At 63.6% G+C, this 18225-nt stretch carries 20 protein-coding genes and 1 pseudogene; 15 read left to right on the top strand and 6 right to left on the bottom strand.

What is annotated here, in order from left to right; all coding sequences use genetic code 11:
* Positions 1-212: 212 nt before the first annotated feature.
* A complete protein-coding gene (locus P3R82_RS28915) occupies positions 213-1949 on the top strand; it encodes a chemotaxis protein (protein ID WP_283196248.1) in 1737 nt (578 codons plus the stop codon).
* A gap of 15 nt (positions 1950-1964) precedes the next feature.
* Here the strand turns inward: P3R82_RS28915 and P3R82_RS28910 are convergent, their stop codons facing one another.
* Positions 1965-3047, bottom strand: coding sequence for a tetratricopeptide repeat protein (locus tag P3R82_RS28910; RefSeq protein ID WP_283196247.1), 1083 nt, complete (start codon positions 3045-3047; stop codon positions 1965-1967).
* Positions 3048-3057: 10 nt separating this feature from the next.
* A complete protein-coding gene (locus P3R82_RS28905) occupies positions 3058-3711 on the bottom strand; it encodes a thiamine phosphate synthase (protein ID WP_283196246.1) in 654 nt (217 codons plus the stop codon).
* A 107-nt stretch (positions 3712-3818) separates the two neighbouring features.
* Here P3R82_RS28905 and P3R82_RS28900 point away from each other — a divergent pair, with 107 nt between their 5' ends.
* Complete coding sequence (locus tag P3R82_RS28900) at positions 3819-4583, top strand: sulfite exporter TauE/SafE family protein (protein ID WP_283196245.1); 765 nt, start codon at positions 3819-3821, stop codon at positions 4581-4583.
* 69 nt (positions 4584-4652) lie between these two features.
* Positions 4653-4913, top strand: coding sequence for a metalloregulator ArsR/SmtB family transcription factor (locus P3R82_RS28895; protein WP_018899705.1), 261 nt, complete (start codon positions 4653-4655; stop codon positions 4911-4913).
* A gap of 156 nt (positions 4914-5069) precedes the next feature.
* On the opposite strand, the gene P3R82_RS28890 is transcribed toward P3R82_RS28895, so the two are convergent.
* Positions 5070-5243 (bottom strand): DUF465 domain-containing protein, encoded by a 174-nt coding sequence (locus tag P3R82_RS28890; RefSeq protein ID WP_183900419.1) that lies wholly within the window; start codon positions 5241-5243, stop codon positions 5070-5072.
* 229 nt (positions 5244-5472) lie between these two features.
* Here P3R82_RS28890 and P3R82_RS28885 point away from each other — a divergent pair, with 229 nt between their 5' ends.
* The 7 genes and pseudogenes from P3R82_RS28885 to ggt all read left to right on the top strand — a co-directional run bounded on the left by P3R82_RS28885 (position 5473) and on the right by ggt (position 11297).
* Positions 5473-5676 carry a YdcH family protein gene (locus P3R82_RS28885; RefSeq protein WP_112433111.1) on the top strand — a complete coding sequence of 68 codons (204 nt, stop codon included), beginning with the start codon at positions 5473-5475 and terminating at the stop codon, positions 5674-5676.
* Positions 5677-5692: 16 nt separating this feature from the next.
* Entirely contained in the window at positions 5693-6187 is a 495-nt protein-coding gene (gene purE, locus P3R82_RS28880) for a 5-(carboxyamino)imidazole ribonucleotide mutase (protein ID WP_283196244.1), read from the top strand.
* On the top strand, positions 6184-7257 hold the full coding sequence (locus P3R82_RS28875; protein ID WP_283196243.1) for a 5-(carboxyamino)imidazole ribonucleotide synthase: 1074 nt from the start codon (positions 6184-6186) through the stop codon (positions 7255-7257). Before purE ends, P3R82_RS28875 begins: the two co-directional genes overlap by 4 nt.
* Before the next feature lie 178 nt (positions 7258-7435).
* Positions 7436-7561, top strand: a complete 126-nt coding sequence (gene ykgO, locus P3R82_RS28870; protein ID WP_003566454.1) for a type B 50S ribosomal protein L36 — start codon at positions 7436-7438, stop codon at positions 7559-7561.
* 124 nt (positions 7562-7685) lie between these two features.
* On the top strand, positions 7686-8318 hold the full coding sequence (locus P3R82_RS28865) for a hypothetical protein (RefSeq protein WP_283196242.1): 633 nt from the start codon (positions 7686-7688) through the stop codon (positions 8316-8318).
* A gap of 91 nt (positions 8319-8409) precedes the next feature.
* Positions 8410-9480, top strand: coding sequence for an alpha/beta hydrolase (locus P3R82_RS28860; RefSeq protein ID WP_283196241.1), 1071 nt, complete (start codon positions 8410-8412; stop codon positions 9478-9480).
* Positions 9481-9552: 72 nt separating this feature from the next.
* Positions 9553-11297, top strand: a pseudogene (gene ggt, locus P3R82_RS28855) (gamma-glutamyltransferase).
* A 26-nt stretch (positions 11298-11323) separates the two neighbouring features.
* On the opposite strand, the gene P3R82_RS28850 reads toward ggt, so the two are convergent.
* A complete protein-coding gene (locus P3R82_RS28850; protein ID WP_283196240.1) occupies positions 11324-12031 on the bottom strand; it encodes a hypothetical protein in 708 nt (235 codons plus the stop codon).
* Positions 12032-12293: 262 nt separating this feature from the next.
* Between P3R82_RS28850 and P3R82_RS28845 the strand changes: the two genes are divergently transcribed.
* Positions 12294-13403, top strand: coding sequence for a helix-turn-helix domain-containing protein (locus P3R82_RS28845; protein WP_283196239.1), 1110 nt, complete (start codon positions 12294-12296; stop codon positions 13401-13403).
* A 70-nt stretch (positions 13404-13473) separates the two neighbouring features.
* The gene (locus P3R82_RS28840) at positions 13474-14448 is read left to right on the top strand and encodes a threonine/serine dehydratase (protein WP_283196238.1); all 975 of its coding nucleotides are present in this window, start codon (positions 13474-13476) and stop codon (positions 14446-14448) included.
* 134 nt (positions 14449-14582) lie between these two features.
* Here P3R82_RS28840 and pyk read toward each other — a convergent pair whose 3' ends face one another.
* Both pyk and P3R82_RS28830 read right to left on the bottom strand, forming a co-directional pair.
* A complete protein-coding gene (gene pyk / locus P3R82_RS28835) occupies positions 14583-16022 on the bottom strand; it encodes a pyruvate kinase (RefSeq protein WP_283196237.1) in 1440 nt (479 codons plus the stop codon).
* Positions 16022-16507 carry a DUF1036 domain-containing protein gene (locus P3R82_RS28830; RefSeq protein WP_183900410.1) on the bottom strand — a complete coding sequence of 162 codons (486 nt, stop codon included), beginning with the start codon at positions 16505-16507 and terminating at the stop codon, positions 16022-16024. Before P3R82_RS28830 ends, pyk begins: the two co-directional genes overlap by 1 nt.
* A 233-nt stretch (positions 16508-16740) precedes the next feature.
* On the opposite strand from P3R82_RS28830, the gene P3R82_RS28825 reads away from it, so the two are divergent.
* From P3R82_RS28825 to P3R82_RS28815, 3 genes are all read left to right on the top strand, one after another.
* A complete protein-coding gene (locus P3R82_RS28825) occupies positions 16741-17529 on the top strand; it encodes an N-formylglutamate amidohydrolase (RefSeq protein ID WP_283196236.1) in 789 nt (262 codons plus the stop codon).
* 15 nt (positions 17530-17544) lie between these two features.
* Positions 17545-17850: a DUF1244 domain-containing protein gene (locus P3R82_RS28820; RefSeq protein WP_283196235.1), complete on the top strand. Its 306-nt coding sequence runs from the start codon at positions 17545-17547 to the stop codon at positions 17848-17850.
* Between the two features lie 90 nt (positions 17851-17940).
* The gene (locus tag P3R82_RS28815) at positions 17941-18204 is read left to right on the top strand and encodes a DUF2312 domain-containing protein (RefSeq protein WP_018899724.1); all 264 of its coding nucleotides are present in this window, start codon (positions 17941-17943) and stop codon (positions 18202-18204) included.
* Positions 18205-18225 lie beyond the last annotated feature (21 nt).

Raw genomic sequence — 18225 nt, 5'->3', positions numbered from 1 at the left:
GAGAAATAATAATTAGCACGGCATAATATTTGGAAACAAAAAAGAAATCATGATGTTATCTGAAGTATGAGCTTTCGTCGGGAACGTCGGTCGCGCAATTCACGCTATGTTAAGCACAACGTTGACGAGTCTCGTTTGTTTACCCGTCATTTCCACGATGCCCGTAAAAATAGTCCCGAACCTTGCCAGGGTTTTAAGTAAAGGACAAGAAAATGACGAACGGGGCGACATCGGCACTGACTGCATTCCAGGGATCGGGATCAGCCATCAGCCAAACATTGGAAGCGGCGCGCAGCAAGGTCGAGGAGCGCTTTCTCGAAGGCGGCACCGTGTTGCTCTCCGTCATGGACGTCCTCAACCGATTGTTGAGCTCGCTCGACAACATCACCAAGGCGCTCGACGCCGGTGAGAATGGCGATGCCGGCGCCGAACTGCGCGCGACGGTCAAGAGCCTCAGCGATCTCCCGACCGCGGAAAAGTCCCGCCGCGAAGCACTTTCGTCGCTCGCCGAGACCGGATATTCGCTGCGCCGGCACGTTTCCGACATGCAGGAAACCATGCGCTACCTGCGCACTTTCGCGGTCACCGTGAAGATCACCGGTGCCGGTCTTGCCGAGTTCGCGGGCTTCGCCCAGGAGATCCTCGAGCGCATCTATTCCGGCACCGACGAGGTCAACCGCTTCGCCGAGCGGATCGCGGAACTGGAAAAGGAAGTCAAGCTGGCGCTGACCTTCGGCGCCGATGTCTCCAGAAGCTATGCCGACACCGTTCCCGCCGTGGCGAGCGCCCTTGACGGCGACGCCCGCAAGATCGCCGAACACCGCCAGAACTTGAGCGCCATCGCCCGCGACGTCGGCGCCGTCGCCAGAGGCGTGCAGAGCAAGGTCGCCTCGACCCTGTCGGCGCTGCAGATCGGCGACATCACCCGCCAGCGCATCGAGCATGTGCAGAGCACCTTCACGCTGCTCGACGAATTCCTGGACGGCGAGGAAGGCCGCGGCCTGACCGCCGACGCCCGCGCGCGCCTGCAAAACGTCATCCAGCACCTGACGGCAGCGCAGATGAACGAAATGTGCCGCGATTTTCACCGCGATTCCCAGAACGTCGTCAAGACGATCGCCAGCTTCGGCCACGACACGCAGGAGATCATGCGGCTGCGCGACCAGATGAGCGGCGGCGGTCAGGGCAACTTCATCCGCGCGCTGGAATCCAGCGTCTCGGCCGCCCACGAGATCGTCAAGCAGGTCGACGCCGTCACCCTCAAGGCCGACCAGGTCAGCCAGTCGACGCGCGACACCACCGCCAAGCTTCTGGAGGCGATCGGCAACATCAAGGCGGTGAAGACCGATATTCACTACATGGCGCTGAACACCAATCTGCGCTGCAGCCGGCTCGGCGAAGCCGGCAAGTCGATCAACGTCGTCACGGCGGAGCTGCGCATTTTCGCCGGCAAGCTGGATGACAGCGCCGACGCCATCGTCAACGGCCTGCCGGCACTGGAGGAAGCCGCCGGTCGCGTGGCGCCCTCGAGCGAGACGACGTCAGGTGGCCTGGCCGAGAACCTCACCACCGCCGTCGCCGATATCCGCACCGCCGCCGATACGATGGAGGCGGAGCTGAAAATCCTCTCCGAACACGGCCGCGAGGTCGCCGGCAAGATCAATCTCCTGATCGGCACGCTGGATTTCCAGAAGGACCTCGGTGACGTGCTGGCGGGCTGCGCCGACGCGCTGGAGGACGCGGCCGGCGCCGAGATCGCCGACATCTCGGACCTGGCCGAGACCATCGCGCCGCTCGATCGCAGGATCTTCAAGCTCTATACGATGGTGCAGGAGCGAAACGTCCACCGCGACATCATCGCCGCGGTCGAGGAAACGGCCGCTGCCGAACCCGAGCCGGCAAGTGCGGCCTCCAGCGACGAGGACCTGTTCGAGGACGCGTTGTTCTAAACCGATCGGGCGCGATCAGCGCAGGCGGCGGAACTTGTTGGCGGCTTCGATCCCCGCCTTCTGCTGCTCTTCCTCGATACCGAGGTAGAAATCCTCGAGCGCCGGGTCGGGCAGACCGGCACGGCGCGAGAGCACGTACCATTTGGTGGCCTCGACCGGGTCCGGCTTCGTGCCGAGCGCGTTGATATAGAGATGCGCCAGCTTGTTCTGCGCCACCACGTTGCCGTCATTGGCGGCGAGCCTGAGCCACTGGAAACCCTTGTCGAAATCGCGGGGGCCGTTGGTTCCGTTGACGAACCAGATGCCGAGATCGAGTTGCGCGGTGTCGAATCCGGCACGGGCGGCGCGCGCCATCCATTCACGGGCAAGCTGCTTCTTCTCGGGCGGCAGATCGGCCAGCGACGAATAGATCTGCGCCACCGCGTACTGCGCGTCGGCGACGCCCTGCTCGGCCGATCTTTCATAGAAGGGCAGCGCCAGTTTCAGCCCCTTTTCGCCGGGATTGTCGGCAACGACGATCTGTCCCCAGTTGAACTGAGCCGATGCATTGCCGGCTTCAGCGGCCTTGCGCATGTATTCGTCGGCGAGCGCCTTGTCGCGCGTAACGAGCCGGCCCTCCATCAGGATGAGCGCGTATTTGAACATCGCCGACGGGTCGCCGCCCTCGGCCGCCTTTCCGTACCAGAAGGCGGAGTTCTTGGCGTCGCGCTTGACACCGAGGCCCTCGGCCAGGAGTTCGCCCATCAGCGTCTGCGCCGCCGGGTCGCCAAGCTGCGCGCGCGGCAGGGCAAGGCCCATCGCGGTCAGAAAATAGCCGCGCTGGTAGGCGCCATAGGCATCGTCGGTCTTGCCCGTGTAGTCCTTTTCCGGCGGCAGGTCGGGAAGCTTCGCGCCCATGCGATCGAACACACCGACACCCGTGGACGGCGTTACCCCGTCCGGCTGCGGCCGTCCGGATTTCAGCGTTTCCGGCGCGCCGGTAAGCGGCCGCGTGACCAGATTGTCGACCTGCTGGGCCGATGCGCCATGCGCGAAAGCCGCCACACATGTGGCGGCGGCAAGGAAGGAAAGGCGCAAATGGCGTGTCAGCATGGGCATGAGGGCGATATCAACCCTCAAACCGTGGCGCTTTTTCGTCAAGAAGTGCGTTGATTTCCGCGACGACAAGGGCCGCCCGCGCCGGCTCGCCGAAAACCGCGAGACGCATGGCAACGAACTCCGCGCCGCTCTCGGCGACCGCGAGAGCCGACGCCGGATCGGTGCCGCCCATGACGATGCACGGGATCTCGATCATCGACGCCCACCATTCGGCGAGCGCCAGGTTCTTCGGATGCGCCTCCGGCTTGATGTCGCCCTCGAGCTTGCCGAAGAAGACATACTCGGGGCGCTCCTCGCCGATTTCGAGCGCATGGTGCCGGTCGGCCGCGTTGCCGCCGCCGACGATCAGCTTGTCGGCATACTTCTCGACCGCCTCGGAAATTTCCGCAGCACCGCCGGTGATGTGCAGGCCATCCGCCTTGGTGCGGCCCACGATACGGCTGTCGCCGGCCAGCAGCGCCGCGGCACCCGCGTTTTGCGCGAGCGGCACGATCTTCTCGGCATGCTTCTGAAACTCGCCGTCCCCAAGCCCGTATTGCGGCAGGATGATCGAGGCGACATCGCCGCCCTTCAAGGCATCGCCGACGATTTTCGCCTGCTCGTCGGCATCGGCGATATCGGGCACGATCAGCACCAGGCGGCAGCGGTTTTCAGGTTCGCTCATGAACTCTTTCCATTTCCAGCGGATTTCGCCGTCTGCCGGCCGATCCGCACTCGTTTTGTGTGAGTAATTCCGTTAGACCGGGCTGGCAAGGGGAGGACTTCAAAAGCATGCCGATGGACGTGTCATTTTACTACGCCGCCATTCCCGCCGTCATTCTCGTCGGCCTCGCGAAGGGCGGCATGGGCGACGCCTTGTCGCTGATCGGACTGCCCTTTCTGGCGCTCGTCGTCTCCCCCGTGCAGGCCGCCGCCATCCTGCTGCCGATCCTGATCTTCATGGACATGATCTCGCTGGTCATCTGGCGCAAGCACGGCGACTGGACGACGCTGAAGATCATGCTCCCCGGCGCGCTCGCCGGTATCGCGCTCGGTTGGGCCACATCGGCGCTCGTCCCCGGCAGCGTCCTGCGCGTCGTCATCGGCGTCGTCACCATCCTCTTCTGCCTGCGCTATTTCTGGAACAACTTCGGCCCCGGCAGAGGAAAAATCGTGCCACCGCATGGACAGCGGCCGGTCCGCGCCACGCTCTGGGGCACCTTCTCCGGCTATGGCAGCTTCGTGGCGCACGCCGGCGGCGCGCCGTTCCAGATCTATGTGCTGCCGCTGCAAATGCCGCCGCGCGAATATACCGGCACCAGCGTCCGCTTCTTCGCCATCCTCAATGCCGTCAAGCTGATCCCCTATTTCGCGCTTGGCCAGCTCGACACCCAGAACCTCGCGACCTCGGCGACGCTGCTCCCCTTCGCGCCGCTTGCCACCATCGCCGGCGCGTGGTGCGTGAAGCGCATGCAACCGAGAATATTCTATCCGTTCATGTATGCGATGGCGCTGATCGCCGCCGTGCTGATCGCCCGCGAAGGCCTTGGATATTAGGGCTTGCCGGGTTTCGCTGCGGCGCACAATCCGCTTGCCCAAATTCTCCATTTGACGTAGCTTTTCGCCATGTCGAACGTGGACCCCTTCACTGCGATTGCCGACCCTCACCGGCGCTTCCTGCTGGAGGAATTGCGACGCTCGCCGCGCACCGTCAACGAGCTCGCCGAGGGGCTTCCGATCAGCCGTCCGGCCGTTTCCCAGCACCTCAAGGCCCTGCTCGATTGCGACCTCGTCTCGGTCACCGCGGATGGCACGAAACGCATCTACGCGGTCAACAATCGTGGCTTCGACAGGCTCAATCTCTGGCTGGATCAGTTCTGGGCATAGCATTGCCCGGACATGAAAACGCGCCGGCTGCGACCTTTTCGGCAACCGACGCGCAGGAACATTCCAACGGACGCGATCAACGACTAAACAACTGGTTATATTGCGATATTTACCCTTTGCATCGCGTCGACCACGCCCTGTAACGTTCTATTCTGCTTAATGTACGGATGATTTAAGACGCTCAATCTCGTCTTTGATGCGCAGTTTTCTGCGCTTGCACTCGGCAACCTCACGGTCGTCTCTGGAGGGGGATGCCATCAGTGAATGGAGCTCCTCCTCGAGAGCGCCATGCTTCTTCTGGAGTGATTCAAGATGAGCTTGAACAGTCATATGACCCTTCCTTCCTCTAGCCTTTCTCCAGCCAACACCGCCGGAGATCCAAGGCGTCAACCCTCAAACTGTGACACATTTTTGAAGGGTTGTCGAAGGCGAAAACAAGGAGAGAGCGTGGCAAATTCATGATCGAGACTAACTAGCCGTTACCGCTATTTGGTGATAGGAGCTTGCAAAAATTACCGACAGGCCGGAGAAGGTCTGAAGACGATCATGGGGATTGCGTATGCCGGATCAGGAACAGGCGGAAGTCAGGCTCATCGTGGCGCGCCTGCGCCAGGAGCATGAGGATTACGATGTCGCCATCAACGCCATGATCGCGACTGGCTGCGATGCGCTGCGCGTTCAGCGCATGAAGAAAAAGAAGCTTGTTATCAAGGACAAGCTGTCGAAGCTCGAAGACCAGATCATCCCGGATATCATCGCCTGAAGGAAGTGTCGTGACGATGACAGACAGACCGACCGTTGCCATCATCATGGGAAGCCAGTCCGATTGGGAGACCATGAAGAACGCCGCCGATACGCTGGAAGCGCTCGAGATCCCCTATGACGCCAGGATCATATCGGCACATCGCACGCCCGATCGCATGGTCGAGTTCGCCAAGGGCGCCAAGGCGGAAGGCTTCAAGGTCATCATCGCCGGTGCCGGCGGCGCCGCCCATCTTCCCGGCATGACCGCCGCTATGACCCCGCTTCCTGTTTTCGGCGTTCCCGTGCAGTCGAAGACGATGTCCGGCCAGGACAGCCTGCTGTCGATCGTGCAGATGCCTGGTGGCATCCCGGTCGGAACGCTGGCGATCGGCAAGGCCGGCGCCATCAACGCGGCGCTTCTCGCCGCGGCGGTTCTGGCGCTGTCGGACGAAGACCTCGCCGACCGGCTTGACGAATGGCGCGAGAGCCAAAGTGCGGCGATCGCCGAATATCCGATGGACGACCTATGAGCATGACAACGATCGGCATCATCGGCGGCGGCCAGCTTGGCCGCATGCTGGCCATGGCTGCCGCCCGCCTGAACTTCCGCACCATCATTCTCGAGCCGCAGGCCGATTGCCCGGCAGCGCAGGTCGCCAACCGGCAGATCGTCGCCGCCTATGACGATCCCGCGGCACTCGAGGAACTGGCGACCGTCTGCGACGTCGTCACCTACGAATTCGAGAACGTCCCCGTCTCCGCAGCCGAAGCGCTGGCCCAGACCGTGCCGGTCTATCCGCCGCCGAAGGCGCTGGAAGCGGCCCAGGACCGTCTCGTCGAAAAGCGCTTCATCAATGATTGCGCCATTCCCACCGCGAAATTCCACGCCGTCGACAGCCAGGCCGATCTCGAGGCAGCCCTTGCCGATTTCGGCGGCCAGGGTGTCTTGAAGACGCGCCGGCTCGGCTATGACGGCAAGGGCCAGAAAGTCTTCCGCTCGACATCGGACAGCGCCGACGGCGCCTTCGCCGAACTCGGCGGCGTGCCGCTGATCCTCGAGAGCTTCGTCGCCTTCGAGCGCGAGATCTCGGTCATCGCCGCCCGCGGCACCGACGGCAGCGTCGTCAGCTACGACCCGGCCGAAAACGTGCACCGCAACGGCATCCTGCACACGTCGACGGTTCCAGCGTCAATCACCGACGCCACGGCCAGCGCCGCGCGCGAGGCCGCCGAGAAGATCCTGACGACGCTCGGCTATGTCGGCGTCATCGGCATCGAGTTCTTCGCGCTCTCCGACGGCAGCCTGATCGCCAACGAGATGGCGCCGCGCGTGCACAATTCCGGCCACTGGACGGAAGCGGCCTGCGTGATCTCGCAGTTCGAGCAGCATATTCGCGCCGTATCCGGCCTGCCGCTCGGCAACGCCGATCGCCACTCCGACTGCGTCATGCGGAACCTGATCGGCGACGATATCCTTGATCTTCCGGACTGGCTGAAGCGGCGCGACACGCTCGTTCACCTCTATGGAAAGACGGAATCGAGACCCGGCCGCAAGATGGGCCATGTCACCACGCTTGCCACCACACTTGCGGGGAAATAAGGGGTTTTTCCCTGACAAAACCGGCCACCGCCACGGGAAAAACACCTTCACGTGGTTGACACAGACAAGAGGCCGGGTTATCTGCACGCCCAACCTGAAGAGCGCGCCCTGAGCGCGCTTTTTGAATGTAATAGATACGGGCGAATGTGAATTCCCCCAAACATCGCGGATCAAAACAATGAAGATCAAGAATTCGCTCAAGTCGCTCAAGGCTCGTCACCGTGACAACCGCCTGGTTCGCCGCAAGGGCCGCATCTACATCATCAACAAGCTGAACCCACGCTTCAAGGCTCGTCAGGGCTGATTTTGCTGGCCGGATGGCTCGGCAGCGTTTCAGCGCCTGAGCCTGTCCGGAAGGGTCCCGGGTTTCATCTTCTCGATGAATGATCCCGTTAAAGTGTTTTGATCTTTCGCGTTGGCGGGCTATGATGCCCGCCATGCGTTTTTTGGCTATGACCTGCGCGGCCCTGCCGCTCTCCCTCGCACTGCTTTCCACGTCCCTGCCTGCCCACGCGCAGGAGCCCGCACCCGTGCGGGAAAAGGAAAAGCTCGTCGAGCAGCAGGCCGCGAACCTTTCGCCCAGGGAACATCTCGACCAGCTTTTCGCGCAATTGAAGCGCGAGCGCGATGCCGACAAGGCGGACGATATCGCCAACCAGATCCGCGCCGAGTGGAACGATTCGGGCAGCGCCACCGTCAATCTCCTGATGCAGTGGGCCGACAAGGCGGTCGAGGAGAAGCGCAACAGCGCCGCACTCGATTTCCTCGACCAGGCCATCGCGCTGAAGCCCGGCTATTCCGAGAGCTGGAACCGCCGCGCCACGCTGAACTACACCAACGGCGCCATGCGCAAGTCGATGTCCGATATCGAACGTGTGCTCGATATCGAGCCGCGCCATTTCGGCGCGCTCGCCGGCATGGCCGCGATCCTCGGCGACAGCGGCAACGACCAGCTGGCGCTGAAGGCATGGGAGCGCTTTCTCGAAATATTCCCCGCCAACCGCAATGCGCAGGAGCAGCTGAACACGCTCTCCGAAAAGCTTGCCGGCAGCCGCACCTGACGCGCAATATCTAGCAGCCTCGCCCTCTTGAAGGTGAACCGGGCGAGCCAATCTAACGTATGGTCCGTTAGTCCATGCCGCAGGTTACGCCATGCTTACCCTCGTCTCCGCCATCCTCGCCCCCATAGCCGCCGCGATCGGCTACTCCTCCTATAAGGCCCGCCAGTTCGAGCAGGCCTATCCCAACATCGGCGAACTGACGGATATCGGCGGCTACCGCATGAACGCCGTCCATATCGAGCGCCCCGAAACCGCCGACCTGCCGCCGCTCGTCTTCATCCACGGCGCCAGCGGCAACCTGCTCGACCAGATCGGCGCCTTTCTGGAGCCTCTGCGCGGCCGCGCCGAAATGCTCTTCGTCGATCGCCCCGGCCACGGCTATTCCGAACGCGGCGGACCGGACAATGCCCTGCCCTCAGGCCAGGCGGACGCCATCGCCGCGCTGATGGAAAAACGCGGCATCGACAAGGCGATCATCGTCGGGCACTCCTTCGGCGGCGCCATCGCCGCCGCCTTCGGCGTCCGTCACCCGGAAAAGACGGCGGGCCTGCTCTTTCTGGCGCCCGCCACCCACCCTTGGCCAGGCGGCGTCGACTGGTACTATCACGTCTCCACCGCGCCGGTGATCGGTTGGCTCTTCAACCACGCGCTCGTCATACCGCTGGGTTTGAGGCGCCTGGAGCGCGGCACGCACAACGTCTTCCGCCCCAACCCGAGGCCGGACGACTACATCATGAAAACAGGCCCGTCGCTGGTGCTGCGCCCCGCCACCTTCCACAACAACGCCGCCGACTTCGTGCGTCTTCTCGATTACTTCAAGACGCAGTCGCATCTCTATATCAGGATATCGGCGCCCACCGTCATCATCACGGGCGACAGCGACGACATCGTCTGGGAGCACCTGCACTCGCAGGGCCTCGCCCGCGATATCGCCGGCTCCGAACTGGTCATGATCAAGGGCGTCGGCCACAAGCCGGATTACCTCGCCACCGACGTCGCCATCGCCGCGCTCGAGAAGATCGCAGGCCACGACCGCGATCTCCAGGCAGCCGCGCGCGTCGCCGAGGCAAGGCTGGCAACCGCTGTTGCACCTGACGCCAATCTACCGAAAGCCCCCGCGCCGCGACCCATCGCCACCCCGGACCTGCAAGGCAGCGTTTGACGCGCGCAGCGCATTGCCCGCCGCGCCTGCAGCCCCATATCTTCCCTACCGCCGTCCACCGAGGGGAATATCATGGACCGCCTTCGCACGAAATTCGCGGCACTGCTAGCCGCCCTGTCGCTGACACTCGCGCCAATCTCGCCGGCGCTCGCCGCCTCGCCCGCGCCGGTCGAGGCCGACAACGGCATGGTCGTCACGGCCCAGCACCTGGCGACCGATGTCGGCGTCGACGTGCTGAAGAACGGCGGCAACGCCGTGGATGCCGCGGTCGCCGTCGGTTATGCGCTGGCCGTGGTCTATCCGACCGCCGGCAATATCGGCGGCGGCGGCTTCATGACCATCCGCATGAAGGACGGCAAGACCAGCTTCCTCGATTTCCGCGAACGCGCGCCGCTGGCCGCCACCAAGACCATGTATCTCGACGCCAAGGGCGACATCGTGCCCCGCGCCAGCCTCGACGGCTATCTGGCCGTCGGCGTACCGGGCTCGGTCATGGGCTTCGAGACCGCTCGCGAAAAATACGGCACCAAGTCGCGCCAGGATCTCCTTGCTCCCGCCATCCGCTACGCCAGGGACGGCTTCACCCTCGAGCAGGGCGACGTCGCCTCGATCGAGGGCAGCGCCAAGCGGCTGGCCAAGGACGAAGCCGCCGCCAAGATCTTCCTCAAGCCCGACGGCAAGCTCTTCACCTCGGGCGAAAAGCTGGTCCAGCCGGAACTGGCTTCCGTGCTGTCGAGCATTTCCGACAAGGGCACGGACGCCTTCTACAAGGGCATGCCGGCCGACGCCATCGTCAAGGCCAGCCAGGCCAAGGGCGGCATTCTCGCCAGGGAGGACTTCGAGCAATATCAGGTGCGCGAACTGAAACCGGTGGAATGCAGCTATCGCGGCTATGACATCATCTCCTCGCCCCCACCCTCATCGGGCGGCGTCATCATCTGCGAAATCCTGAACATCCTGGAAGGCTATCCGCTCTCCTTCCTCGGCTACGGCTCGGCCGAGACCGTGCACCTGATGACCGAGGCGATGCGCTACGCCTATGTCGACCGCAACGCCGCCCTCGGCGACCCGGATTTCGTCGACAACCCTGTCACGACCCTTCTCGACAAGAGCTATGCCAAGAATATCCGCGCCAGGATCGACATCAACAAGTCGGGTACATCCGCCAACCTGAAACCGCTCGGCGCCAGGGAAAGCACCGAAACCACGCACTATTCCATCATCGACAAGGAGGGAACGCGGTCGCGGTCACCTATACACTGAACGGCAACTTCGGCGCCGGCGTCGTGGCGCCGGGCACCGGCATATTGCTGAACAACGAGATGGACGACTTCACCTCCAAGCCGGGCGTCCCCAATCTCTACGGCCTCGTCCAGGGCGAAGCCAACGCCATCGCGCCCAGGAAGACCCCGCTCTCGTCGATGAGCCCGACCATCGTGACGAAGGACGGCAAGCCCTTCATGGTGATCGGCAGCCCCGGCGGCTCGCGCATCATCACCATCACGCTGGAAGCCATCCTGAATGTCGTCGATTTCGGCATGGACATCAGCCAGGCCGTCAACGCCCCGCGCATCCACCACCAGTGGCAGCCCGACAAGATCTACTTCGAGCCCTATGCATTGTCGCCCGACACGATCCGGGCCCTGATCGCGATGGGCCACACCATGGACGACGGCAGCGGCCCGCCCGTCTGGGGCCAGGCCGCCGGCATCCTCGTCGGCGGCAAGAGCCTGAAGGATATCGAGAAGGGCGGCGGCGCCCGCTACTACGGCGCCATGGACAGCCGCGCGACCGAAGGCTCGGCCCGCGGTTACTGATCGGCCTAGATGTTTAGTCCCGGCATCTAGCGGATCGTCGTGCGGGCGTATTGCGCCCTGATGGTGACGGCGGGCTTGGCGCCGGTCACGCTCGGCCGCGCGCTGTCGATCAGCGAAGCGGCCGCGGTGACGGTGTAATCGACAGGCGCGTCCTTGCCGAAGTCGAGATAGCTGTCCACCGAACGCGCCCTGACGTCGATCGTCTCGTCGGCATCGAGCTTGTCGTAGACGAGACGGGCCCGCAGAGCGTCGCTATTGATCTCAACGCTCGAGGCGTGACCCTGCAGCGTCACGTCGGCCGCATTGCTCGACAGGCGGAGCTTTTCAAACTCGCCCTCGAACCGCGCCATGACCGCCTGCTGGTTGACCTGGATCGACCCGCCCGGCGGAATGTTGGCGACGACCTCGGACGAGCAATCGGAGAGATCGGACCATTGCCCGGAAGCGACCGCGATAGACAGCGTCGGGCCGTTTACCGTCATCCGGCTCTGGTCCTCGCAACCGCTGAAGAACCAGCTCGAATACCAGCGGCTGAACCAGCCGTCGCGCCGGCCCCGCGTCTCGGCCCGATAGGGATTATCGGTATTGGTGCTGATGCGGATGGAACTGGCGTCACCCGTTATCACGATCGAGCGGATCGCCGAGACGTCGATCGTCTCACCCATCCGCCAGCCGTCGGCATAGCTCGAAACCAGCGTGAACAGGAGCAGTGGTATGGTTATGATGATCATCATGGCAATCTCCTTGCGTGACGCCGCTCCCATCGAGCGGCAAACCCAAGGTCGCCGACGCTACGCAAAATCGAGACCTTGATCGCGATCCGGGTCGCGCGCGATTGCGATCAAGGTCATTGTCGTGCTCATATCGCTACGGCATGTCTCCCGAAAGTGGTCACCGGTTTCGGGGTGAAGACATGCTGAAAGACAAAGTCCTGAAGCGCGGTGCGCGAACCTGAACGATCGCGACGCGCTTTAGTCTGTTGCTGGATCCGCGCCCATGATCTTCGTGCCGCTGCCCTTTATCGTCACATTGCTGCTCGTCATCCTGGCGATCAGAATGGTCAGGCAACACGACGGCCTCGCACCGGAGCGTTGGCCCTTCCTCACCCTGATCGCGCTGTATGCGCTGCAATCGGTGCTGCTCGGCCTGCGTTGGGGCTATGACATCATCGCCCTGATGCCCGTCCAGGCGGTGCTTGCCGCCCTCATCGCAGCCTTCGCCTGGATCAGCTTCAGCAATCTCGCGCGCGACACCAATCCCTCATGGCTGCGTCTTGCGCCGCATCTGCTTCCAGCCGCGATCGTCCTCGTGCTGATGATCTTCTGGCGCGGCCCTGTCGGCATTTTCATCACCGCCACCTTCGCGGCCTATGGCGTGGCCCTCTTCTGGCTTGCCCGCCACGGGCCAGACGGCCTCGTTTCCTCGCGGCTTGATGGCGCGCTCCTCTCCTACCGCTCGCTGCTGATCACCGCCACGGCCCTGCTCGCCTCCGCCACCGCTGACATCGTCATCAGCTTCGATTTCTACAGGACCGGTGGCGCCCATGCCGGTGCCGTGGTGGCGATCGGCAATGTCATCTCGCTGCTGGCGCTTGGCACCGCCGCCGCCATCGCCAGCAGCACCCAGTCCACCGAGCCCGCGCCATCGCCGCAGCCACAGCCACCGGCGCCCGCGCCGGCATCTGGCCCGACTGAGGAAGACGGAGCCATCGCCCGGTCGCTCAACGAGCTCATGCAAGCACGCCAGCTCTACCGCGACCCGGAGCTCAACCTCGGCCGCATCGCCCGCAGGATGAACCTGCCCGCCCGCCGCGTATCGATCGCGGTCAACCGCGTGCACGGGGCGAGCGTCTCGCAATATGTCAACGACTTCCGAATTCGCGCCGCCCGCGAAATGCTGGAAAAGAGCGACGAGCCCGTGACCCGGCTGATGTTCGACTGCGGCTTCATCAGCAAGTCGAATTTCAACCGCGAATTCCTGCGCTTGACCGGCACGAACCCTACCGACTACCGCAGGCGCCACCAGACCCGCCCGACCGGCAAGGCCCCCGCGCCGGAACCCGAACTCTTGCCGGCGCCGCGAAAGACGCTTTTCATGTCACCGTGACAAAGCAGCCGTTCACAACATCGGGTTGGCGTCCTATTCATGATGACATTATCATCCGAAAGAGCTTTCCATGGTCAGCATTGAAATGATCGTCGCCGCCCGCGCCCGCCTGCGTGGACATGCCCGCCGCACCCCGCTTCTTTCCTCTCCGTTTCTCGACGAGATCGCCGGGCGCCGGCTGTTCATCAAGGCGGAATGCCTGCAGCACACTGGCTCCTTCAAGTTCCGCGGCGGCTGGTCGGCCGTCTCGGCGCTGGAGCCCGAGGTGCGCGCCCGCGGCGTCATCGCGTTTTCCTCCGGCAACCACGCGCAGGGCGTCGCCCTTGCCGCCAGGCTGCACGGCGTTCCCTCGGTCATCATCATGCCCGACGACGCACCGAAGCTGAAGATATCAAACACCCGCGCGCTCGGCGCCGAGGTCGTGCTCTACGACCGCGCCAAGGAAGACCGCGACGCCATCGGCGCGCGCCTCTCCGAGGAGCGCCGGCTGACGCTCATCAAGCCCTTCGACGAACCGCAGGTCATCGCCGGCCAGGGCACGACCGGGCTTGAGATCGCCGAACAGGCGGAAGAGGAAGGCGTAAGCTCGGCCGAGGTGCTGGCTCCCTGCGGCGGCGGCGGCCTGACCTCGGGCATCGCGCTGGCGCTCGAGGCGCGCACGCCGGGCTTCCGCGTTCGCCCCTGCGAGCCCGAAGGCTTCGACGACACCACCCGCTCGCTGGCCTCGGGCAGGATCGAGCGCAACGCCACGCTATCAGGCTCGATCTGCGACGCCATCATCACCCCGCAGCCCGGCAACATCACCTTCCCGATTCTCAAGCGCCTCGCCGGCCCGGGCATCGTCGTTACCGACGAGGAGGCGCTGCGCGCCATGGCGCTGGCCTTCACCCGCCTGAAGATCGTCGTCGAACCCGGCGGCGCCGTGGCACTCGCCGCCGCGCTGTTTCATGGAGAGCAGTTGCAGGAGGATGCCGCCATCGTGGTGACCTCGGGCGGCAATGTCGATGACGAGATGTTCGCCCGGGCGTTGGCATTACAGGGGTAGGATAGCGGATCGCGAGGTTGGCGCGAACATTCCCCCATCCGCCAAGCCAGCACCACACACACCAGCCACGAAAAAACCCGCCACCTCCTGGAGGCAGCGGGTTCTCAATTCAATTCAATCAAACCAAATCCGGATCAAAACCCGCTCTGGCCGTCCGAGCCAATATAGGCGATGCGCAGCATGTTGGTGGCGCCGGGGGTGCCGAGCGGCACGCCGGCCGAGATGATGATGCGGTCGCCCGGCTTGCCGAAGCCTTCGTCGGCGACGATGCGGCAGGCGCGGTTGACCATGTCGTCGAGGTCGGTCGCGTCATGCGTGACCACACAGTGCAGGCCCCAGACGATAGCGAGGCGGCGCGCGGTCTGGATAACCGGCGACAACGCCAGGATCGGCACCTGCGGACGCTCGCGCGATGCGCGCAGGCCCGTCGTGCCCGACGAGGTGTAGCAGACGATGGCCGACAGGCGCAGCGTTTCGGCGATCTGGCGGGCAGCCAGCGAAATCGCGTCGGCGCCGGTGGCTTCCGCCTGAGCGCGCTGCGCGTAGATGATGCCGGGATAGTGCGGCTCGCGCTCGATCGTGCTGGCGATCGACGCCATCGTCGAGACGGCCTCGATCGGATAGTCGCCGGACGCGGATTCGGCAGACAGCATGACGGCGTCGGCGCCTTCGAAGACGGCGGTCGCGACGTCGGAGACTTCGGCGCGGGTCGGAACCGGCGCCGAGATCATCGATTCCAGCATCTGCGTGGCGACGACGACGGGCTTGCCCGAACGGCGGCAGGCTCGGATCAGCTGCTTCTGGATACCGGGAACGGATTCGAGCGGCATTTCGACGCCGAGGTCGCCACGGGCGACCATCAGCGCGTCCGAGAGCTCGATGATCTCCTCGATCCGCTCGATCGCCTGCGGCTTTTCGATCTTGGCCATCAGGCCGACGCGGCCGCGCGCGATCTTGCGCACTTCGACGAGATCCTCGGGACGCTGCACGAAGGACAGCGCCACCCAATCGACGTCGTCGGTCGCCAGAACCGCATCGAGGTCGGCGCGGTCCTTGTCGGTCAGCACGCCGGCGGTGAGGATGGTGTCGGGAAGGCTGACGCCCTTGCGGTCGGAAATCCGGGTGCCGGAGATGACGGTCGTGACGATGCTCTTGCCGTCGCACTTTTCGGCGCGCAACGCCAGCTTGCCGTCGTCGATCAGCAGACGGTCGCCCGGCTTCACGGCTTCGAGAATCTCGGGATGCGGCAGGAACACGCGGTTCTTGTCGCCGGGGATGTCGTTGTTGTCGAGCGTGAACGTGTCGCCCGGCTTCAGGTCGACCTTGACGTCGGCGAACTTTCCGACGCGCAGCTTCGGACCCTGAAGGTCGGCGAGAATGCCGATCGGCCGGCCGCTACGCGATTCGACGGCGCGGATGCGCTGGATCAGCGTACGCATCGTGTCATGGCTGGCATGGCTCATGTTGATGCGGAAAACGTCGGCACCGGCCTGGTGCAGCTTCTCGATCATCGCTTCCTCGGACGAGGCGGGTCCGAGAGTTGCGAGGATTTTTACTTTGCGGTTACGCTTCATCAGTTCGGACTTTCTTGGGTGCCTGGGGTATCGGAAAGTTGGACCATCCAGCTGCCCTGGCGACCCGTGTCATATTCCTTGAACCCCATCTTCTGGTAGCCACGGGCGTAGCAATCATTGACACCCGTGATCTTGAATTCGTTTTCCGCCACGCACATCTGCACGTCGCCCGTCCATCGTCCTCCCCGGGCGGCGTCCTCTGCGTAGAGATAATAGTAGCGGGACTGCAGCTCTCCCTCGATCAGCGTCGCGCAGGTCGTTGCCGGCACCTGCCACCAGCCTTCCGTCATCCAGCCGTCGGTGGCGCGGTATCCGATCGCCACACCCACCAGATTCTGCGTCCCGTTGCAGACGCGAAAATCCGCGCGCGCCACGTCGGCGATGAAGAACGGCGAGAACGCCGCGAGAACAAAAAGAGCAAAACGGGCAAGCGGCCCGGAACGCGTAAGGAAACATGGCGCGGTCTGGATCAACACGACTTCCAATTGGCTCCCGGTTATTCGTTGTCGTGCCTTCTTGCGCTGCCTCCCGGCGAAAGTCAACGCAATGCTAATCGATTATATTTCTGACATGGACCAACGGCGGCACTCGCTGCCGCAATGATCGTGCCGAGATTGCCGCGCTATTGCCAGGCGAATGATCGCGGCTCGCGCTTGAACGCTTCCCCTGCCCGTGCGATCAGTGACACGCTTCAAAACAGTCAACGGCATTGTCCTCGATGAACGACTTCCAATCCTTCGAAATTCTAGGCGGGCATCATGACAGCGGTATGGTGCTGCTCGCCGACCATGCGATGAATCGCCTGCCGGAGCGCCATGGCAGCCTGGGTCTTCCCGAAAGCGCCTTCGCCCGCCACATCGCCTATGACATCGGCATCGAGGGGCTGACGCGGGCTCTGTCTGAAAAGCTCGGCGCTCCCGCCGTGCTCGGCGGTTTCTCCCGTCTCTTGATCGATCCGAACCGCGGCGAGGACGACCCGACGCTGATCATGAAGATCTCCGATGGCGCCATCATTCCGGGCAATCATCCGATATCGGACGAAGAGTGGAACGGCCGCATCGCCAATTTTCACCGCCCCTATCACAATGCCGTCAGCGAGACGATTTCGGCGGTCGCCTCGGCCACCGGCAAGGCGCCACTGGTGCTCTCGCTTCACTCCTTCACGCCCGCCTGGAAAAACGTGCCGCGCCCGTGGCACGCCGCCGTGTTGTGGGACAGCGACCACCGCGCCGTCGGCCCGCTTCTTGACTTGCTGCGCGCCGATCCCGATCTGGTGATCGGCGACAACGAGCCCTATGATGGCGCGCTGAAGGGTGACACCATGTACCGGCATTGCATGGTCACCGGCATTCCGCATGCGCTGCTCGAGGTGCGCCAGGACCTGATCGGCGACGCCGCCGGGATCGCCGCCTGGGCCGAGCGACTGGCGCCGATCTTCAAGACCATGAACGCCGATCCGGCCCTGCATCAATACGAGGTGCATGCCTCGCGCACTGGCCCATACTGAGAAGAGGAGAGCGACATGACCACGCTCAGCAAGGAACAACAGACCGAATTCGAAGCCGCCGCCTTCCGCCGCCTCGTCGCGCACCTGCGCGAACGCACCGACGTGCAGAACATCGACATGATGAATCTGGCCGGCTTCTGCCGCAACTGCCTGTCCAACTGGTACAAGGACGCGGCCGATGCCGACGGCGTCGAACTGACGAAGGACGAGGCACGCGTGATCGTCTACGGCATGCCGTTCGACGAGTGGAAAAGCCGCTACCAGACCGAAGCCTCGGCCCAACAAAAAGCCGCATTCGAAAGCAACAACCCGCACAAATGAGCCCCCGCTCTGTCGAATAGGCTTGACCCCGGCGACACTTCGCGGCAGTCAACGCCATCCGAATTTTTATCCCCCTAGCAGGAGAACACGATGTCTGATGCCCACGGCGTTGCCCGCGACCAGCTTCGCGCTTTCATCGAGCGCATTGAACGGTTGGAAGAAGAAAAGAAGACCATCGCGGACGATATCAAGGACGTCTACGGCGAAGCCAAGGGTACCGGCTTCGACACCAAGATCCTGAAAAAGGTCATCGCGCTGCGCAAGAAGGACGAGCAGGAGCGTCTCGAGGAAGAAGCCATCCTCGACACATACCTGGCAGCCCTCGGCATGATCGAAGGTCCGGCGGAAGCCTGATTTTCGATTACTATCGAACCA

The sequence above is a fragment of the Rhizobium sp. AN80A genome, from assembly GCF_030053015.1.
Lineage (GTDB): Bacteria > Pseudomonadota > Alphaproteobacteria > Rhizobiales > Rhizobiaceae > Rhizobium > Rhizobium metallidurans.
Note: the sequence above shows the minus strand (reverse complement) of the source record. Positions and strands in the feature narration are given on the sequence as shown.